Origin of the sequence: Silicimonas lutimaris (assembly GCF_047314965.1) — a bacterium.
Taxonomy (GTDB): domain Bacteria; phylum Pseudomonadota; class Alphaproteobacteria; order Rhodobacterales; family Rhodobacteraceae; genus JAVJUV01.
Window position 1 is genome coordinate 38,952 of the sequence record NZ_JBLBVK010000050.1, and the last position, 17,485, is coordinate 56,436.

The 17,485-nt window shown below is 63.5% G+C and carries 20 protein-coding genes; 9 read left to right on the forward strand and 11 right to left on the reverse strand.

The window, feature by feature from the left end; all coding sequences use genetic code 11:
* Window positions 1-55: 55 nt before the first annotated feature.
* Both glmU and glmS read left to right on the forward strand, forming a co-directional pair.
* Window positions 56-1,405 (forward strand): bifunctional UDP-N-acetylglucosamine diphosphorylase/glucosamine-1-phosphate N-acetyltransferase GlmU, encoded by a 1,350-nt coding sequence (gene glmU, locus ACKLNI_RS11850; RefSeq protein ID WP_413719278.1) that lies wholly within the window; start codon window positions 56-58, stop codon window positions 1,403-1,405.
* A 5-nt stretch (window positions 1,406-1,410) separates the two neighbouring features.
* The gene (glmS, locus tag ACKLNI_RS11855) at window positions 1,411-3,225 is read left to right on the forward strand and encodes a glutamine--fructose-6-phosphate transaminase (isomerizing) (RefSeq protein ID WP_413719279.1); all 1,815 of its coding nucleotides are present in this window, start codon (window positions 1,411-1,413) and stop codon (window positions 3,223-3,225) included.
* Window positions 3,226-3,260: 35 nt separating this feature from the next.
* On the opposite strand, the gene ACKLNI_RS11860 is transcribed toward glmS, so the two are convergent.
* Complete coding sequence (locus ACKLNI_RS11860; RefSeq protein ID WP_413719280.1) at window positions 3,261-4,223, reverse strand: LysR family transcriptional regulator; 963 nt, start codon at window positions 4,221-4,223, stop codon at window positions 3,261-3,263.
* Window positions 4,224-4,347: 124 nt separating this feature from the next.
* On the opposite strand from ACKLNI_RS11860, the gene ACKLNI_RS11865 reads away from it, so the two are divergent.
* Window positions 4,348-4,653, forward strand: coding sequence for a hypothetical protein (locus ACKLNI_RS11865; protein WP_413719281.1), 306 nt, complete (start codon window positions 4,348-4,350; stop codon window positions 4,651-4,653).
* 124 nt (window positions 4,654-4,777) lie between these two features.
* On the opposite strand, the gene ACKLNI_RS11870 is transcribed toward ACKLNI_RS11865, so the two are convergent.
* Together ACKLNI_RS11870 and ACKLNI_RS11875 are read right to left on the reverse strand one after the other, a co-directional pair.
* On the reverse strand, window positions 4,778-6,382 hold the full coding sequence (locus tag ACKLNI_RS11870; protein ID WP_413719282.1) for an AMP-binding protein: 1,605 nt from the start codon (window positions 6,380-6,382) through the stop codon (window positions 4,778-4,780).
* Window positions 6,372-6,785 (reverse strand): hypothetical protein, encoded by a 414-nt coding sequence (locus ACKLNI_RS11875; RefSeq protein ID WP_413719283.1) that lies wholly within the window; start codon window positions 6,783-6,785, stop codon window positions 6,372-6,374. The genes ACKLNI_RS11870 and ACKLNI_RS11875 overlap by 11 nt, the downstream gene beginning before the upstream one ends.
* A gap of 112 nt (window positions 6,786-6,897) precedes the next feature.
* Here ACKLNI_RS11875 and moaA point away from each other — a divergent pair, with 112 nt between their 5' ends.
* From moaA to ACKLNI_RS11890, 3 genes are all read left to right on the forward strand, one after another.
* On the forward strand, window positions 6,898-7,905 hold the full coding sequence (gene moaA / locus ACKLNI_RS11880) for a GTP 3',8-cyclase MoaA (protein WP_413719284.1): 1,008 nt from the start codon (window positions 6,898-6,900) through the stop codon (window positions 7,903-7,905).
* A gap of 144 nt (window positions 7,906-8,049) precedes the next feature.
* Entirely contained in the window at window positions 8,050-8,220 is a 171-nt protein-coding gene (locus ACKLNI_RS11885; protein ID WP_413719285.1) for a hypothetical protein, read from the forward strand.
* 51 nt (window positions 8,221-8,271) lie between these two features.
* Window positions 8,272-8,463: a hypothetical protein gene (locus ACKLNI_RS11890; RefSeq protein WP_413719286.1), complete on the forward strand. Its 192-nt coding sequence runs from the start codon at window positions 8,272-8,274 to the stop codon at window positions 8,461-8,463.
* Between the two features lie 9 nt (window positions 8,464-8,472).
* On the opposite strand, the gene ACKLNI_RS11895 is transcribed toward ACKLNI_RS11890, so the two are convergent.
* Genes ACKLNI_RS11895 through ACKLNI_RS11910 form a run of 4 tightly spaced genes read right to left on the reverse strand, consistent with a single transcriptional unit; the run spans window position 8,473 to window position 12,282 of the window.
* Window positions 8,473-8,895, reverse strand: a complete 423-nt coding sequence (locus ACKLNI_RS11895; RefSeq protein ID WP_413719287.1) for a PaaI family thioesterase — start codon at window positions 8,893-8,895, stop codon at window positions 8,473-8,475.
* Entirely contained in the window at window positions 8,885-10,354 is a 1,470-nt protein-coding gene (locus ACKLNI_RS11900; protein WP_413719288.1) for a carboxypeptidase M32, read from the reverse strand. Before ACKLNI_RS11900 ends, ACKLNI_RS11895 begins: the two co-directional genes overlap by 11 nt.
* Entirely contained in the window at window positions 10,354-11,493 is a 1,140-nt protein-coding gene (gene ctaA, locus ACKLNI_RS11905) for a heme A synthase (RefSeq protein ID WP_413719289.1), read from the reverse strand. Before ctaA ends, ACKLNI_RS11900 begins: the two co-directional genes overlap by 1 nt.
* A gap of 54 nt (window positions 11,494-11,547) precedes the next feature.
* Window positions 11,548-12,282, reverse strand: a complete 735-nt coding sequence (locus tag ACKLNI_RS11910) for an RNA methyltransferase (protein WP_413719290.1) — start codon at window positions 12,280-12,282, stop codon at window positions 11,548-11,550.
* Window positions 12,283-12,350: 68 nt separating this feature from the next.
* Here ACKLNI_RS11910 and ACKLNI_RS11915 point away from each other — a divergent pair, with 68 nt between their 5' ends.
* A complete protein-coding gene (locus ACKLNI_RS11915; RefSeq protein ID WP_413719291.1) occupies window positions 12,351-12,680 on the forward strand; it encodes a TfoX/Sxy family protein in 330 nt (109 codons plus the stop codon).
* Window positions 12,681-12,773: 93 nt separating this feature from the next.
* A complete protein-coding gene (locus ACKLNI_RS11920; protein ID WP_413719292.1) occupies window positions 12,774-13,394 on the forward strand; it encodes a thiamine phosphate synthase in 621 nt (206 codons plus the stop codon).
* 214 nt (window positions 13,395-13,608) lie between these two features.
* On the opposite strand, the gene olsA is transcribed toward ACKLNI_RS11920, so the two are convergent.
* The 3 genes from olsA to ACKLNI_RS11935 form a co-directional block, all read right to left on the reverse strand.
* Complete coding sequence (gene olsA, locus ACKLNI_RS11925) at window positions 13,609-14,439, reverse strand: lyso-ornithine lipid O-acyltransferase (RefSeq protein WP_413719293.1); 831 nt, start codon at window positions 14,437-14,439, stop codon at window positions 13,609-13,611.
* Window positions 14,439-15,215 carry an L-ornithine N(alpha)-acyltransferase gene (gene olsB / locus ACKLNI_RS11930; protein WP_413719294.1) on the reverse strand — a complete coding sequence of 259 codons (777 nt, stop codon included), beginning with the start codon at window positions 15,213-15,215 and terminating at the stop codon, window positions 14,439-14,441. The genes olsA and olsB overlap by 1 nt, the downstream gene beginning before the upstream one ends.
* A 120-nt stretch (window positions 15,216-15,335) precedes the next feature.
* A complete protein-coding gene (locus ACKLNI_RS11935) occupies window positions 15,336-15,521 on the reverse strand; it encodes a DUF3553 domain-containing protein (protein ID WP_413719295.1) in 186 nt (61 codons plus the stop codon).
* A 36-nt stretch (window positions 15,522-15,557) separates the two neighbouring features.
* On the opposite strand from ACKLNI_RS11935, the gene ACKLNI_RS11940 reads away from it, so the two are divergent.
* Entirely contained in the window at window positions 15,558-16,154 is a 597-nt protein-coding gene (locus ACKLNI_RS11940) for a histidine phosphotransferase family protein (protein WP_413719296.1), read from the forward strand.
* Here ACKLNI_RS11940 and ACKLNI_RS11945 read toward each other — a convergent pair.
* Entirely contained in the window at window positions 16,144-17,409 is a 1,266-nt protein-coding gene (locus ACKLNI_RS11945; RefSeq protein ID WP_413719297.1) for a glutamate-5-semialdehyde dehydrogenase, read from the reverse strand. The two genes, ACKLNI_RS11940 and ACKLNI_RS11945, sit on opposite strands and share 11 nt — an antisense overlap.
* Window positions 17,410-17,485 lie beyond the last annotated feature (76 nt).

Sequence of the window (17,485 nt, forward strand, 5' to 3'; positions counted from 1 at the left end):
CTTGCAGGACCACACCTAGCGGCTAAAACACCGCAGGAAAAAGGGAAAGAGCAGTATGCCCACTCATCTCATTCTCCTCGCCGCCGGCGCGGGAACTAGAATGATGTCGGATCGCGCGAAGGTGCTCCACGAGATTGCGGGCGCGCCTCTTTTTGCCCATGCGCTGGCCTCGGCAACGGACCTTGATGGAAGGAAGGTGATTGTCACCGGCCATGAAGGGGCTTCGGTGCGCAAGGCGGCGCTTGAACTGGACGAAACGCTCACCTGCGTCGAACAGGCCGAACAAAAGGGCACGGCGCACGCCGTCACCATGGCGGCCGACACGCTGAAGGACGCGGGCGGCGATACCGTGATGCTCTTCGGCGATACGCCCTTCATCCGTCCCGAGACTCTTCAAGCAATGTCCGCTGCCCGTGCCGCAGGGGCCGACATCGTCTTTCTTGGATTCGAGGCAGCCGACCCGGCGCGTTATGGCCGCATGATCACCGACGGCGACACGCTCATCAGGATCGTCGAGTGGAAAGACGCCACCGAGGACGAGCGGGCGATCACGCTCTGCAACTCGGGCGTGGTGATGGCGGCAACCGACACGCTCCTGCGCCTTGCCGCAGCAACTGGCAACGACAACGTGGCCGGCGAGTACTACCTGACCGACATCGCCGCACTGGGCCGGGCCGAAGGCATGTCGGTCAAGGTGGTGACCTGCGACGAGGCCGAAACGCTCGGTATCAACACCCGCGCCGATCTGGCAGCCGCCGAGGCAGTCTTCCAGGCTCGCGCCCGTGCCGACCTACTCGCGAACGACGTCACCATGCAGGCCCCCGAGACGGTGCACCTGTCCTTCGACACGCATATCGGACGGGATGCGGTCATCGAACCGAACGTTGTGTTCGGCCCCGGCGTCACGATCGAATCCGGCGCCACGATCCGTGCTTTCTCCCACCTCGAAGGCTGCCATGTCTCCGCAGGTGCCGTGGTCGGGCCCTATGCCCGCCTCCGCCCGGGCGCGGAACTCGGCAACAACTCCCGCGTCGGCAACTTCGTTGAGGTGAAGAACGCCCAGATCGGCGAAGGTGCCAAGGTCAACCACCTGACCTATATTGGCGACGCCGAGATTGGCGACGGCACCAACATCGGCGCGGGCACTATCACCTGCAACTACGACGGCGTCTTCAAGCACCGGACGGTGATCGGAAAGAACGCGTTCATCGGCTCGAACACCCTCATCGTGGCTCCGCGCACGATCGGCGACGAAGCGATGACCGCCACGGGCTCCGTAATCAACAGGGACGTCCCGGCAGGCGATCTGGCCGTCGCGCGCGGCAAACAGGAAAACAGGCCGGGCTACGCCCGAAAGCTATTTTCGAGACTCCGCGCCGCCAAGGCCGCGAAACAGAAAGGATAAGCCCCATGTGCGGCATCGTCGGAATTCTCGGAGATCACGAAGCGGCCCCCACGCTGGTCGAGGCGCTGAAACGGCTCGAATACCGCGGCTACGACAGCGCAGGGATTGCCACCGTTCACAACGGCACGCTCGACCGCCGCCGCGCCGTCGGCAAACTCGTGAACCTGTCCGATCTTCTCGTTCACAATCCGCTTCCAGGAAAGGCTGGCATCGGCCACACTCGCTGGGCCACCCACGGCGCACCTTCCGAACTGAACGCGCACCCGCATCGGTCCGGACCCGTGGCCGTGGTCCACAACGGGATCATCGAGAACTTCAAGACACTCCGCGAAGACCTCGCAGGAAAAGGCTACACCACCGAAACCGAAACCGATACGGAAACCGTCTCGCTTCTCTGCCAGTCCTTTCTCGATCAAGGTCTCGCCCCCCGCGACGCCGCCGAACAAACCGTCGCGCGGCTGGAAGGCGCCTATGCGCTGGCCTTCCTCTTCGATGGCGAGGAAGACCTGATCATCGCAGCCCGCAAGGGATCTCCGCTTGCCGTTGGTCATGGTGACGGCGAGATGTTCCTCGGCTCCGACGCCATAGCCCTCGCGCCGCTCACCGACCGCATCACCTATCTGGAAGAGGGCGATTTCGCCGTCCTGACACGCGCGGGCGTCGAGATCATCGATGCAAAGGGCAACCGCGCGAACCGCGAGATCCGCACGATCCAGATCGACACCGCCGCTGTCGAGAAAGGCGGTCACAAGCACTTCATGGCCAAGGAAATCGCCGAGCAGCCCACGGTTCTGGCGGATGCTGCCAACCACTATCTCGCAGGCGATACCCTGAACCTGCCCGGCACACTGCCCGATTTCGCGCAGGTCGACCGCATGGTGATGGTCGCATGCGGCACGGCCTTCTACGCCTGCCTGACCGCGAAATACTGGATCGAACGCCTCGCCGGCATCCCGGTCGAGGTCGACATCGCCTCCGAGTACCGCTACCGCACACCTCCCATCGGTCCAAACACGCTCGCAGTCTTCGTCTCTCAGTCGGGCGAGACCGCCGACACGCTCGCCGCGCTGCGCTACGCCGCCGACAAGGCGCGTATCGTCTCGGTCGTGAACGCGCCCGAAAGCTCCATCGCCCGGGAAAGCGACGTGGCGCTGCCGATCCTCGCAGGCGCCGAGATCGGGGTCGCCTCCACCAAGGCCTTCTCCTGCCAGCTCTTCGTTCTTCTGACGCTCGCGCTCCGCGCCGCCTCGGACCGGGGCCGTATCACGCCCGGCGAACTCAGGGAGCATATCGCCACTCTCCGCGCGCTCCCCGGCCTGATGAGCCAGGCGCTCACCACCTCCGAGGCGATCCGTGACACCGCGCGCCGCCTTGCCGAAGCACAGGACATCCTCTTCCTCGGGCGCGGCCAGATGTACCCGCTGGCCCTCGAAGGCGCTCTGAAGCTCAAGGAAATCAGCTACATCCACGCCGAGGGATACGCCTCGGGCGAACTCAAGCACGGCCCCATCGCGCTCATCGACCGCAACGTGCCGGTCATTGTCATGGCGCCTCAGGACGCGCTCTTCGACAAGACCGTCTCGAACATGCAGGAAGTCATGGCCCGCGGCGGCCAGATCTACCTCGTGTCCGACCGCAAGGGCGCGAAGATCGCCGGAGACGGAACGACCGCCGTGATCGAGATGCCCGAGGTTCCCGACCTGATCGCGCCCATCCTCTACGCGGTCCCGGCCCAGCTTCTGGCCTATCACACAGCCGTCGCCAAGGGCACCGACGTCGACCAGCCCCGGAACCTCGCCAAATCGGTGACGGTCGAGTAGGCGCCTCAAATTTGCCTATTGGCAAGGAAACGCGTTCACCTGCGGCCTGAACCTCTGTCCGTTCGCGGCAACAGGTTCACGCCCCCGGGAGACCGGGTGTTCCCGGCGTAGAGCTTGGCCTCGCGGCCCAGTTCTTCATAAAGATGTGCCATCAAGGCGCGCACCCGCGCGGTACCCCTCAGATCGGGATGGGTCAGAACCCACAGCGTCAGGTCGAGAGCGGCAACCGTATCCGAGACGCGCTCCACCTCTTCGTATCGATCCGCGAAATAGCACGGCAACAGCGCGATCCCCATACCCTCGGCCACCGCGTTCAGCACCGCCCGCGAGGCCCGGCTCATGAAAACCACCTGCGGCAACCCTGCTTCCGCCGTGGGCCAGACCAACGGCACCAGCCAGGGCAGCGTCCCCTCGATCATGCACCAGTCATGGGCATCGAGCGTCCGCGTGCCGGCGCGCTCCAGGTACGAAGACGCAGCATAGAGAGCAAACCGGAAATCTCCGATCTTCTTTCCGAAGCTCGCCTCGGGCGGCGTCCGCGTCGCACGGATCGCCACCTCCGCTTCCCGCCGCGCCATGTCGACGGCCGCGTGACCCGGCGACAGGTCGATCCTGATCTCCGGATGCTCCGCCCGGAACCGCCGGACGATCCCGGGTGCAAGATCCTCCGCGAACGCCTCCGGACAGGTCAACCGCACCCGGCCCGTCAGCTTCCCGTCCGCCCCCAGCACCTCCAGCCCCAGCGCGTTGAACTCCGCCTCGACCCGCTGGCCATAAGCCAAGGCGGTGCGCCCCGCATCCGTCATCACATACCCCGTCGGAAACCGCTCGAAGAACCGCACCCCGGTCTTCTCCTCCACCGAGTTGATCCGCCGGAAGATCGTCGAATGGGTCTGCCCGAGTTCACGCGCAGCACCCGACAGGCTCTCGTGCCGGCAGATCGCCAGGATCAGTTTCAGATCATTCCACTCCAGATCCCGCGCCGGAAAAGCTGTCATGATCCTGTCCGTTTTTGCAAATCATCTTTGCCATAATAGCAAATATTTTTGCGAAACCAAACAGGTCATAGTCGTCTCACAGGGTCACATGACCCGGCCACACCAGGATCAAAGGAGACAGAAAATGATCATGCACCGCGTCAAGTTCCGTTCCAACCTCGACCGTGAAACCCTCTGGAAAGTCGCCCGGGAGCGCGAACCGGAATACCGCAAGGTCCCGGGGCTGCTGCAGAAATTCTACGTCGAGATGAATGAACCCAATACCTATGCCGGCTTCATGGTCTGGGAAAGCGCCGAAGCCCTCGCCGCCTTCCGCGAGACCGAACTCTCGAAAACCGTGGGTCAGGCCTACGCTGTCGACGGCGCCCCCGATGTCGAGATCGGCCAGATCGAGATCTTCCTCCACGACGCGGTCATGATCGCCGCCTGAAATACAACGGGGAGCGCCGGCCCGGGCGCGCCCCGCCAAGCTCAATGCCCCACCCGGACGCTTCTTCTTTTCCGAAATACTCCGGGGGAGTCCCGGACGACGTCCGGGACGGGGGCAGCGCCCCCTACTCGCCCTTCCTCAGCGCCCGCCGCATGATCTTGCCCGTCGCCGTCATCGGCAGACTGTCGACCACCTCGACGATGCGCGGCGCGACATGCGGAGACACCCGATCCCGCACCCGCGCGATCAACCGCGCCTCGACACCGTCCCGCTCCGCCCCTACCCGCAAGACGACAAAGGCCTTCACCACCTCGGTCCGCTCCGGGTCGGGCACGCCCACGGCCGCTGCCATCACCACGTCCGGATCGCCCGTCAGGCAGTTCTCTATCTCGGTCGGTCCAATCCGGTACCCCGCGCTGTTGATCACGTCGTCGTCCCGCGACACGAAGGTGACATAGCCATCGGCATCCATCTGCCCAAGGTCACCCGTCCGCAGCCAGTCGCCCAGGAACTTCTCCGCCGTCTTGTCGGGCCGGTTCCAGTAGCCAAGGAACATCACCGGATCGGGGGCCTTCACGCAGATCTCACCCACCTCGCCCGGCGCCATGACGCGCCCTTCCGGCGACAGCACCGCCACACGATGCCCCGGGACGGCCCGCCCGATCGCTCCATGCCGCCGGACGCCCTTGTTTGCCGCCGAACAGACCACGAGATTGCACTCGGTCTGCCCGTAAAGCTCGTTGAACGCCGCGCCGACAACCCGGTCGCCCCAGTCCAGAAGGTCGGGGGCCAGGCTCTCGCCGCCGGTATTCACCGCCCGCAACCGGTGCCCCTCCGGCACCGGCACCTGGCGCATCAGCTTCAGCGCCGTCGGCGGCAGAAACGCCACGCTCACCCGCTCCTCGACCATCAGGTCCCATGCCGCCACCGCATCGAACTTTCGCATCCGCTGGGCCACCAGCGGAATCCCGAAATAAAGACAGGGCATCGCCAGGTCCATCAGCGCCCCGATCCACGCCCAGTCTGCCGGCGACCAGCCGACATCACCCTCCTGCGGCAGACCGCCCAGAGACAATTCCACGCAAGGCAGGTGCCCGATCAGGAACCGATGCGCATGCAGCGCTCCCTTGGGCGGGCCGGTTGTGCCCGAGGTATAGATCAGCACGGCCGGGTCCTCCGACCCAAGCTCGGCGGTCGCCTCCAGAGGCGACTGGCTCGCCAATATCCCCGCCAGCGACTCCGCATCCTCGGCACTGCCAACCGTCACGATCCGTTCCAGTGCGGGCAACTCCAGTTCGGCAAGCTTCGCCACGCCGTCGTCATCGGTCACAACGACTTTTGCACCGCTGTCCGACAGCCGGAACGCCAGTGCCTCCTCTCCGAACAGGGTGAACAACGGGAGAACGATCGCACCCAGTTTCAGCGCCGCCAGATGAGCGATCATCACTTCGGCGCGCTGCGGCAACAGGACCGCCACCCGGTCGCCCTTCCGGACGCCCCAGCACGCCAGCGCCGAGGCCAACCGGTCCGACGCGTCCTTCAGCCGCCCGTGGGTCCAGACCTGACGCAGGCCGCCTTCAGGTACATCGATGATAGCCACGCGATCCGGATCGGCCTCCGCCCAGCGCGTGTTGCAGACATGATGGATGGTGAAGTCCGCCGGGATGTCCCAGCGAAAGTCCCGGGCGATATCGTCCCAACCGCCCTCTGGCAGGACACTAGTTCGCATAGACCTCCAGCACCGGCAGATCGGTCAAGGGCGCCTCAAGCAACCGGAACGCCGCCAGCGACACGCGGCTCGACCCCGAACCGCTTGGCAGCAAGTCGACTTCCACGGACTTTCCATTGGCCGGATAGACCAGCCGCCCCTTGCCCGCGGCCGCAACCAGTTCCGTCTCGATCCAGAATCCCGGCCGGGACGGATCACCCAGCGACGCGACAGTCGTCCCAAGAAGACGTCCGCCCGACGATGGCGCCGCCGCGGCCTGACGCTGCTCTATCGTCGTTGTGTCGAACTCCTCCACCGACCGGGCATTGACCGGCGGCGGAGGCGGCCCCTCGGCGGCAATGTCAGTCGGATCGGGAACCGGTCCGGTCCGAACGCCCGACAACTCCGCACAAGCGGCCAACATCAAAGGTAAAAAAAAACAATCTCTTCATGACACGAACCTATTCCCGGCCGTTGTGCCGCGCAACGCCAACCAGCCCTTGCAGCGGGTCTCTGCTCAGAATACCTTACCAATTATGTCAGACGCTCCGCTCATAGACCCGTTCGCCCGGCCGATCAGCTATCTCCGCGTTTCGGTGACCGACCGCTGCGATTTCCGCTGCGTCTATTGCATGGCCGAGAACATGACCTTCCTTCCAAAGAAGGAGCTGCTGACGCTGGAAGAGCTCGACCGCATGTGTTCGACGTTCATCCGACTTGGCGTGCAGAAACTGCGGATTACCGGCGGCGAGCCACTCGTGCGCCGCGATATCATGACGTTCTTCAATTCCATGACGCGCCACCTCGAATCCGGCGCGCTGAAGGAACTGACAGTCACCACGAACGGATCGCAGCTCGCGCGCTTCGCCGACGACCTCTATGCAGCTGGCGTCCGACGAATCAACGTCTCCCTCGACACGCTCGACGACGACAAGTTCGCCCGCGTGACACGCTGGGGCCGCCTGCCCCAGGTGCTCAAGGGTATCGACGCCGCCCAGAAGGCCGGGTTGCGCGTAAAGATCAACACCGTCGCCCTCAAGGGCTTCAATGAAGACGAGTTGTTCACCCTCGCCGAATGGTGTGCGTCCCGGGACATGGACCTGACCTTCATCGAAGTCATGCCGATGGGAGACCTCGGCGGCGAGGACCGTGTCGGCCAGTACTGGTCGCTCAAGGACCTGCGCGCTCGTCTCGAAGAACGCTACGCACTGACCGACCTCGCGCACCGGACCGGCGGCCCTGCCCGCTATGTCCGCGCCGAGGAGACTGGCCAGCAGGTCGGCTTCATCACTCCACTGACCCACAACTTCTGCGAAAGCTGCAACCGCGTGCGCCTCACCTGCACGGGCGAACTGTTCATGTGCCTCGGCCAGGAAGACAACGCGGACCTGCGCGCACCGCTGCGCGCCTCCGAATCCGACGCTCCGCTGGAAGAGGCGATCCGCGCCGCGATTTCGCGCAAGCCCAAGGGCCACGATTTCGACTATTCGCGCCAGCAGGCAGATGGCCAGGTATCGCGCCACATGAGCCATACCGGCGGCTGACAGAGCCCCGATCCGAACACAGTTCGCCGGGGCATGGCATGTCAAAAAAATGTCACTTAATGCAGATATGCCCAATTTCTGCCATATTTATGGTGAATAAAGGCCAAAGTTAACGATGAATCTGTCTGAAGAGTGACCGGAAAAATGAACAGCCAAGCCCCCAACAGCTTTCCCCGCACCTTCCCGACCAAGCGCCAAGTCGTGGTGACGCGTGCGTACCAACGCGGCTTCGACGCGCAGGACCCGCTGAACTCGATTCGCGATTACCGCCTGCGCAAGGTCGCCTCCAAGCGTATCCCCAGCCGGATTTCATGACGGCAAGCTTCGCCGCCGCACTGACATCCAAATCCAGAAATGGGGTACCCTATGCTTGAGTTCTATATCGTCACCCTCGTTCCCGCCGCCGCAATCCTGATGTTGATCTTGGCGCTCCGCATCCGGAATGCCCGGAACAAGGACGCGGAAGTCGTCCTGATCTGGGAACCGGACAACCATTCGCATCCCGTCGTTCCCAGCGCGGAAGACACTGCGAAGTGGCGCAAGTCCTATTTTGGCTGACAGCTCCCGTCAGGCCTTGGGCGGTCTCGAATAGGTCAGGGTCGCCCGCGCCACCAGCTCCTCTCCGGAGACCAGGCGCACATCGCCCACGGCCAGTCCGCGCCCCAGCTTAAGAAGCTCGACATCTGCCACCAGCGGCACACCAGCCTGTGGCTTGCGCATGAAATCGATCGAAGCGTTGGTCGTAACGGCCAGCGCCTCCGCGCCGACATGTGCAATGATCGCCAGGTAAACGGCGCAATCCGCAAGCGCAAACATCGTTGGGCCCGAAATCGTTCCGCCCGGCCGCAAATGCCGATCCCCCGGCTTCATACGGATACGCGCAGAGCCGGGTCCGACCGCTTCGACGAAATAATCCTCGGCAACCTGAGGAAACTCGCGCTCGAGGAAATCCTCGACCTCCGCGACCGACAGAACAGGTTCAAAGCTCATACAGCGCCTCGAACTTGGTTTCGAGGTAGTCCAGAAGCGGTCCCTCGCTGGGCGTTTCCCCCGTCGCCCGGGCGATGATGTCCCGTGGTTCGTAAAGCCCGCCATGGCGCTGCACCTTCTCGCGGAGCCATTCAGTGGCAAGCGAGGTGTCGCCGCGAGACAGAGCATCGTCGAGATCCGGTACATCGCGCCTCAGCGCCGCATAGAGGCATCCCGCATAAACGTTGCCCAGCGAATATGTCGGGAAATATCCGAACAGAGCCTCCGACCAGTGAACGTCCTGAAGAACCCCGTTCGACTGGCGGTCCACCTTTACGCCGAAATCCCGCTCGAAGCGCGTGTTCCATGCGTCCGGCAGATCGGAGACACTCAAACGGCCCGCGATCAGTTCGCGCTCGATATCGAACCGCAAGAGGACATGCAGGTTGTAGTGCACCTCGTCGGCCTCTGTGCGGATGAACCCCGGTTCGACCCGGTTCACGACGCGCGCAAAATCTTCACGGCCCACACCAAAGTCGCCGAACTCGTCCAGCATCCGGCCATGGAGCCAGCCGGTAAAGGCAGCGCTGCGTCCCAGCTGGTTCTCGTAGATACGGCTCTGGCTTTCATGCACGCCCATGGACGCGCCCGTTCCAAGCGGGGTCAGAAGGTAGGCCTGATCGACCCCTTGCTCATAAGCCGCATGCCCCACCTCGTGAACGGTCGAATAGAAGCAGTCAAACGGCTGCTTCGGGTCGGTCCGCGTGGTGATCCGCACGTCCAGACCCGAGCCCGACGAAAACGGGTGCACCGCCTTGTCGATCCGTCCATGGGTCAGCTTGTAGCCGAAGGCCAGCGCAAGCTCTCGCGACAGGCGCAACTGCCCCTCCTCGTGAAACTCGCGCCCGATTCTCGGCAGTGTAAGCTCCGCGCCCATCACCTTTTCGCGCAGCGCCACAAGACGCGGCCTCAGCGCACCGAACATCGCCTCCAGTTCGGCTCCCGTCGCACCCGGCTCATACTCGTCCAGCAAAGCGTCATAGAGGTCGCCACCATCGGCCAGCGCATCCGCCTTCTCGCGCGACAGGCTCAGAACCTCCTCGAGCGTCGGCGCGAAAAGCGCGAAGTCGTCTTTCGCCCGCGCCTCCGCCCAGACCCGGTGCGCCAGCGAGGTCGTCCGTGCCAGCGCAGCCGACAGCTTTGACGGCACCTTTTGCGTCTTTTCGTAACTACGCCGGATAAGAGCCAGCTTGCGCGCACCCACCTCGTCGGCAGCCTGCGCTGTCTCCAGCCACTCCCCGATCCTCGGATCGGTCCGCCGCGCATGAAGCACACTGTCCAGCGCCGCCATCTCCTCGGCGCGCTGCTCGGCCGCGCCCTCGGGCATGACCGTCTCCATGTCCCAACCCAGACGGCCCATCACCTGCCCCAGCGCCTCTGTCTCGCGCTGGAACGCCATCAACTCGTCGAATGCGGACATCAGCCCCTCACGGATTGGGATTTCGGATATTGCGCCAGGAACCGGCCGCGCAGGATCAGCGAATACAGCACCACCGCGCCGAACTGGTGCAGGATCGCCAGCGCAAGCGGCGCCATGTAAAGCACCGTCATGATGCCCAGCACCATCTGCAGCACCATCATCGCCATGACCGCGTTGAACGCGAACCGCGTCTCGCCATTGGCCGAACGCCGGGCGCGCAGCCAGACCACGATGCCAAAGGCGAACAACAGGTAGCCGGCCACCCTGTGCATGAACTGCACCAGACCCGGGTTCTCGAAGAAATTCCGCCACATGGGCTCGAAGTCAAAGGCGTTCGACGGGAAAATCTCACCCGACATCAGCGGCCAGTCGTTATAGCTCCGTCCCGCGTCGATGCCTGCCACGAGTGCTCCCAGCAGAACCTGCAGGAAGACGAAATGCGTCAGCCCGGTCGACATCGAAAAGAGCTTCGGCTCGCGGGCACGCCGCGCCTGCATGAGATCGGCCTCGCTGCGGCCAAGAAGCAGGATGTACCACGCCAGAACGCCCAGGATCACGAATGCCAGGCCAAGGTGGGTGGCAAGCCGGTAGGACGCCACGTCCAGCATCGTGCCGCTCAGCCCACTCGACACCATCCACCAGCCGATGGCCCCCTGAACGCCGCCCAGCACGCCCGGGATCAGCAAACGCCCGGTCCAGCCAGTCGGTATCTTCCGCGCCAGCAGGAAGAACAGGAAGCCCGCCGCCCAGACCAGCCCGATGACCCGGCCAAGCTGGCGATGACCCCATTCCCACCAATAAATGAACTGGAATTCCTCCAGGCTCATCCCCTTGTTCTGCAACTGGTATTCCGGGATCGCGCGATATTTGTCGAACTCCTCGGCCCAGGCCTCTGCGCTCATCGGCGGCAGCGCACCGGTCACCGGTCGCCACTCCGTGATCGAAAGGCCCGAATCCGTCAGCCGCGTCAGGCCGCCGACTGCGATCATAACCACCACAAGTGCGAAGAGCACCATCAGCCAGCGCCGGATCGCACCCCGCGCGCCCTTGCGAGCGCCGTCGATCACCCCGCCGGCCGGCCGCACCTTCGGCTTCGCATCCGTGCCGACCTCTTCGAAAATGCTGCGTTTTTCAGCCATCAGCCGCTCCCTCAGTCAGCGCGGAATGTAGGGGGCCGACCATGGGCCGTCCAGTCACTCGCCCCGCTCTTTCCACCGGACGATCTGACGCAGGATGCCATGCAGGATCTGCACGTCGGCCCGTGTCAGCGGCATCCGGCTCCAGAGATTGCGCAGAGTCCGCTTCATGCCCTCGGCCTTTGCCTCGGGAAAGAAGAACCCGGCCTCGCTCAACCGCTCCTCGTAATGGGCCGCAAGTTTCTCGATTTCCACATGCGTCGCAGCCTCGGTCCCGGCCATCTCCATGGCCACGGCCTCGACCGCCTCGGTCGCGCGGCGCCACTCATAGGCTGTCAGCAACACGCATTGCGCCAGGTTCAGCGACGGGAAATCCGGGTTGACGGGAACACTAATGATTGCGTTCGCACGGGCAATGTCGTCGTTTTCCAGCCCGGCGCGCTCCGGCCCGAACAGTACCGCCACCCGTTCGCCCCGCGCGATCCTGTCCCTGGCGTCCTTCATCGCCGCTTCGGGCGTGAAAACCGGCTTGGTCAGGTCGCGGCTCCGCGCCGTCGTTGCGTAGACATGGACCGTATCGCCCACCGCATCGGCAGTCGTCGGGTAAAGCCCCGCCTCGTCCAGAAGCCGCCCGGCCCCGCTGGCCATCGCAACCGCCTTCTGGTTTGGCCAGCCGTCGCGCGGCGCCACGACCCGCATCCGGTCCAACCCGAAGTTCCACATCGCCCGCGCTGCGCCACCGATGTTTTCTCCCATCTGGGGACGGACAAGAATGAAGGCGGGTTGGATCATGCTAGGCTCTCTTGCAGCGGGTCGCCGGGTGATACGATTCGGAACCCGGAAGCACAAGGGAGCGCACCGTGGCTTATGACGAAGGACTTGTCGAAATCCTCCGGTCCGACCTCGCCGAGGTGCCCAACATAGTGGAAAAACGCATGTTCGGCGGCATCTGCTTCATGAAGGACGGCCACATGCTCTGCGGCGTCCACTCCGAGGGCGGCATGTTCCGCGTCGGCAAACCCCGTCAGGACGCAGCCCTTGCCATCGAAGGCGCCGGGCCAATGAAATTCACGGGCCGGCCCATGGGCGGGCTCGTCGATGTGACCGATGAGGCCTTGGCCGACGATACAAGACGCGGCCTCCTGATGGCGCTTGCGCTCGAGAACGTGGCCGAACTCGGTCCAAGGTAACCTTCGGCACAGCCTCCCGGCACCGCGCCGCGGATACTTCCCCCCATGCGCTCAAGCCGCTATAGCCAACCGGACGATCACCCGGAGCCATCCATGACCACTCCCGAGCGCCCGCAAATCTACCTCCTGACCCCGCCGGAGTTCGAGCTTTCGGCTTTTCCCGCGCGTCTGGACGAAGTGCTCGATTCACACGAGATCGCCTGCCTGCGCCTCAGCCTTGCCACCCGCGACGAGGACCGTATCGCGCGCTCTGCCGACGCGGTCCGCGAGATCGCCCATGCCCATGACGTGGCTCTCGTGATCGACAGCCATGTCGGCCTTGTGGAACGTCTGGGCCTCGACGGGGTTCACCTGACCGACGGCGCTCGCTCGGTGCGCAAGGTGCGCAAGGACCTTGGCGCGGATGCCATCGTCGGCGCCTTTTGCGGCGCCTCCAAACACGACGGCATGAACGCGGGAGAAGCGGGCGCCGACTACATCGCCTTCGGTCCCGTGGGACAGACCGCGCTCGGCGACGGCACCATCGCCGACTACGATCTCTTCGAATGGTGGTCGCAGATGATCGAACTGCCGGTCGTGGCCGAGGGCGCGCTCGACGAAGAGACCATCGCCCGCCTCGCCCCCGTCACGGACTTCTTCGCCATCGGCGAGGAGATATGGCGCGAAGACGACGCCGTGGCCGCCCTGACCCGGCTTGCCGCCCGGATGGGCTGAACACGGGCCGCCTCCCCAGATCGGCCATCTCTTCCTCTTGGCTCAAATACTTCGGGGAGCGCGAGGGGCAGCGCCCCTCGCTCCGCGCGCCGACATACGCACTGCCATACATTTTGCCGACGCTTTGCAGACGGTTTTCCGACGAGGGTTTTCCAATAATTTCAATATCCTGAGCTGCCCGGCGTTGCGAACTACCCCCTGGCGGCGTCCGCTCTCAACCGCGTGCCGCGGGATGGGACGCCGCAACGGCAATCTCCATCGCCTTTGCCAGCCCCTTGCGATCCGCAAAGTCGGCCACCCGAACCGGCGCATGCCAGAACACTTCGACCCGGCCCTGCCGCCATTGCCCGAGGATGGCCAGCAGATGACTGCCGAACTCCATCTCGCCCCACCAGCCGTAGAACCTCGGATCACCGCCCTCGGGGGCGTGGTAGACAACCGTTACCGGCTGCACCCAGATCGCGTCCCGCAGTTCATCGGAAAAGAATGCCGCAAAAAGCGTTGGCTTGAACGGCAGCACTCTCATGCCATCGGTCGACGTCCCTTCAGGAAAAAACAAGAGTTTGTGCCCCGCGCCCAGCCGCTCCTCGAATACCGCCTTCTGCACCGCAGCCTCGCGCCGGTCGCGGTTGATGAAGACCGTACCGGTCGCCTTGGCCAGCCAGCCGATGCCGGGCCAGCCCGCCACCTCGGACTTTGACACGAAATACACGCGCTCGCCCGCGTTCAGCGCGAAGATATCCAGCCAGGAAGAATGATTGGCCACGACGGCTCCGGGCATGTCCATTCTATGACCGTGTGCGGTATAGCGGATTCCCATGATCCGGAACGCCATCCGGCATACGAAAACCGTGATATGCGGCGTCCAGGGGCGATCGACCCCGTGCACCGGACGCTCGATCAGCCGGACGAGCAGCAAAATCGCAAGTCCGCCGAACAACAGTACGGCCAGACAAAGCCCGCGCAGCAACACCAGCAGCCACCCCGCCCCGCGCGGCGGCTCCACGACGGGATCGTCGTCGGATATCCAGGTCGGTTGGGACATCAGTCCGCCCCTCCCGAGAATCTCCGCAGATCGCGATCAGACAGCCGGACGGTATCCAGTACGAGACACACGTCCGTCGTGTTGAAGACCCTATCGACAAAGGCCCCGTCACCCACGAAACCACCCAACCGGAGATACGATTTTATCAGCGACGGGACCGCACGCATCGCCGCGACCCGGTCGATCCGCTCGGGTGGCACGAGGTCCATCCTCTGAAACACCTCGTCCCGGGCCCGCACCCGCAATTCCGGTGGTGCAAGATGGGCGTGGTGCAAATGAGCCAAGGGCAAGGCCAGGGCATCTATGTCGGTGCCATGAAAACTCGCGACACCGAACAGGATTTCGGCCCTGTTGCGCCGCACATAGTCCCCCAGCCCGTTCCAGAGCAACAATAGAGCCAGTCCGTCGCGATAGTCCTGATGCACACAGGAGCGCCCGAGTTCCAGTAGCCTCCGTCCCGACGACTTCAGAACGGAAAGGTCATACTCATCCTCCGAGTAAAACCCCCCAATCTCCGCCGCCCTATCCCCCGGCATCAGTCGATAGACACCGACCACGTGATCCAGCGCATCCGCGTCACGCCGTGTGTCCACAAGAACAAGATGATCATAGACCTCGTCGAACCGGTCGCGTTCGAAGCGCTCCTCGTGATCCACTAGCGGGCCATCGCCGCCCAATTCCTCGACAAAGACGCGGTAGCGCAACCTCTCGGCCGCCCTGCGATCCGCTTCGCTCTCGGCCAGGCGGATCTCCAGATGATCATGGCTGCTCAGCATTCCGAACCCGCTTGCCTCGAATGGCGCGGTTCTAGTGTCCCGCGCGTTCAAAGACAACAACACCAAAAAGGGGAGTAATTATGTTTGATTTCAATCTTAGGTTGTACTAGCGTCAGGATGCTATTTTGACTCGAAAACCAATATCAACTCGATCCGCGTGCCATCGATCACGACCTTGCCGGCATCCTGAAAATTTACCGTGACGCGGCCGCCGACATTCGACTGTACCTGCCCGGTCCCCCAATCCGGTCGATCCGGATGGCACACCAGCATGCCGGGTTCAAGCAGCGAATTCAGGTCCGACATTGAACGATCTCTAATCCTTGGAAGTCACAAACCATCATGAATGACAGCATACTCAACGATCTCATAGGGTCCCGCATATGTCACGACCTGATCAGCCCGCTCGGCGCAATCGGCAACGGAGTGGAACTCCTGTCCATGTCCGGAGCATCGGCGTCACCGGAATTCGCGCTGATCAGCGAGTCTGTCGAGAACGCCAACGCCCGAATTCGGTTCTTCCGTGTCGCTTTCGGAGCCGCATCTTCGGGTTCGCTTCTCGGAAACGGCGAGATCCGCTCAATACTTGCGGGCATGTATCGCGGCAGCCGTATGAAGGTCGACTGGCGGGTCGAGACAGACCCCTCCCGCGCCGAGGCGAAGCTCGCCTTCCTCCTCCTCCTCTGCCTTGAAAGCGCCCTGCCGTGGGGCGGTAGGATCATTGTCGCGCAAACTGGCTCAGGCCGATGGACCCTGACCGCAATGGGCGAGCGGCAGAAGATCGACGAAAATCTCTGGGATCTCGTCGCCAATCCGCAGTCGGAAAGCGAGGTAACCGCCTCCGAAGTCCACTTCGCGCTGTCCCATAAGGTTGCGGCCCGCCTGCGCCGGACGGTGTCGATGCACGCCGAACCAAAATGCATAACGGTCAGTTTCTGACCGTTCCGTCGCCCGTCACCAGATATTTGAAACTGGTCAGCTGAGCCGCTCCGACCGGTCCGCGCGCATGCATTTTGCCGGTGGCAATCCCGATCTCTGCGCCCATTCCGAACTCTCCCCCATCGGCAAACTGGGTCGACGCGTTTCGCATCAGGATCGCACTGTCCAGGCGCTTGAAGAAACGCGCTGCCTGTTCGTCATCCTCGGTCACGATACAATCGGTGTGGTTAGACCCGTACCTGCGAATATGAGAGATTGCTTCATCCGTATTTTCAACAACTTTCGCGGCAATCTTCATGTCCAGATACTCGCAGCCCCAATCCTCGTCGGTGGCCGCGACAACACCCTCGATAGCCTGCAAAGCCTCATCGCCCCGCACCTCGACACCCGCGTCCAGCAGGGCGCGTACCACGCCTTGGCCGATCGTCGGCAAGATATCTTTGTGAATCAGCAGGCATTCCGCCGCCCCGCAAATCCCCGTCCGCCGTGTCTTGGCGTTCATGACCACACGAAGCGCCTTCTCGGGATCGGCGGCCGCGTCCAGATAGATGTGCACGATCCCCTCCAGATGTGCAAACACCGGCACCCGTGCCTCGCGCTGGACCAGACCGACAAGCCCCTTGCCGCCCCTCGGAACGATGACATCGATAATCCCGGTCATGGTCAGCATCTCGGAAACCGCCGCCCTGTCGCGTGTCGGAACCAGTTGAACGGCATCCTCGGGCAAGCCCGCCGATCTCAGCCCCTCGACGAGACAGGCATGGATCGCGCCCGACGAGTGGAAACTCTCGGAACCGCCTCGCAGGATAACGGCATTTCCGGCCTTTAGGCAGAGAGCCCCGGCATCAGCGGTGACATTGGGGCGCGACTCGTAGATCACGCCAATAACGCCCAAGGGCGTTCGCACCCGCTGGATGTGCAGACCGCTCGGCCGATCCCATTCCGAGATGACCTCGCCAACTGGATCATCCTGGGCTGCGACAGTTCGCAAACTATCAACGATCCCGCCGATCCTGGCCTCGTCCAGCATCAGGCGATCCAGCATCGCCGGCGACAGGCCCTTCTCGCGACCGTAAGCCATATCCTTCTCGTTCGCGGAAATGATCTCGGCACGGCGCGCCCAGACAGCATCGGCCGCCGCGGCCAGCGCCTCTGCCTTCGCCGCCGGATCAGCGAACGCCAGATCGGCCGCGGCGGCCTTCGCCTTGCGTCCGATTTCTCTCATGATTTCATGAATATCCGTGGCGTCTTTCATATTTCCATCTCCGCGCAGTCCGGTCTTTCATACCGCAACAGGAACCGCTCTACCATCTTTCTTCTTGGTGCAAGAA

Coding starts and splice junctions, on each gene's coding strand:
- ACKLNI_RS11875 (WP_413719283.1), bottom strand. CDS start 6,785: ATGTTGGCCGCTTGTGCGGAGTTGTCGGGCGTTCGGACCGGACCGGTT.
- ACKLNI_RS11910 (WP_413719290.1), bottom strand. CDS start 12,282: ATGATCCAACCCGCCTTCATTCTTGTCCGTCCCCAGATGGGAGAAAAC.
- ACKLNI_RS11885 (WP_413719285.1), top strand. CDS start 8,050: ATGAACAGCCAAGCCCCCAACAGCTTTCCCCGCACCTTCCCGACCAAG.
- moaA (WP_413719284.1), top strand. CDS start 6,898: ATGTCAGACGCTCCGCTCATAGACCCGTTCGCCCGGCCGATCAGCTAT.
- ACKLNI_RS11940 (WP_413719296.1), top strand. CDS start 15,558: ATGAATGACAGCATACTCAACGATCTCATAGGGTCCCGCATATGTCAC.
- ACKLNI_RS11900 (WP_413719288.1), bottom strand. CDS start 10,354: ATGTCCGCATTCGACGAGTTGATGGCGTTCCAGCGCGAGACAGAGGCG.
- glmS (WP_413719279.1), top strand. CDS start 1,411: ATGTGCGGCATCGTCGGAATTCTCGGAGATCACGAAGCGGCCCCCACG.
- ACKLNI_RS11890 (WP_413719286.1), top strand. CDS start 8,272: ATGCTTGAGTTCTATATCGTCACCCTCGTTCCCGCCGCCGCAATCCTG.
- glmU (WP_413719278.1), top strand. CDS start 56: ATGCCCACTCATCTCATTCTCCTCGCCGCCGGCGCGGGAACTAGAATG.
- ACKLNI_RS11945 (WP_413719297.1), bottom strand. CDS start 17,409: ATGAAAGACGCCACGGATATTCATGAAATCATGAGAGAAATCGGACGC.
- ACKLNI_RS11865 (WP_413719281.1), top strand. CDS start 4,348: ATGATCATGCACCGCGTCAAGTTCCGTTCCAACCTCGACCGTGAAACC.
- ACKLNI_RS11860 (WP_413719280.1), bottom strand. CDS start 4,223: ATGACAGCTTTTCCGGCGCGGGATCTGGAGTGGAATGATCTGAAACTG.
- ctaA (WP_413719289.1), bottom strand. CDS start 11,493: ATGGCTGAAAAACGCAGCATTTTCGAAGAGGTCGGCACGGATGCGAAG.
- ACKLNI_RS11870 (WP_413719282.1), bottom strand. CDS start 6,382: ATGCGAACTAGTGTCCTGCCAGAGGGCGGTTGGGACGATATCGCCCGG.
- ACKLNI_RS11935 (WP_413719295.1), bottom strand. CDS start 15,521: ATGTCGGACCTGAATTCGCTGCTTGAACCCGGCATGCTGGTGTGCCAT.
- olsA (WP_413719293.1), bottom strand. CDS start 14,439: ATGTCCCAACCGACCTGGATATCCGACGACGATCCCGTCGTGGAGCCG.
- ACKLNI_RS11920 (WP_413719292.1), top strand. CDS start 12,774: ATGACCACTCCCGAGCGCCCGCAAATCTACCTCCTGACCCCGCCGGAG.
- ACKLNI_RS11895 (WP_413719287.1), bottom strand. CDS start 8,895: ATGAGCTTTGAACCTGTTCTGTCGGTCGCGGAGGTCGAGGATTTCCTC.
- olsB (WP_413719294.1), bottom strand. CDS start 15,215: ATGCTGAGCAGCCATGATCATCTGGAGATCCGCCTGGCCGAGAGCGAA.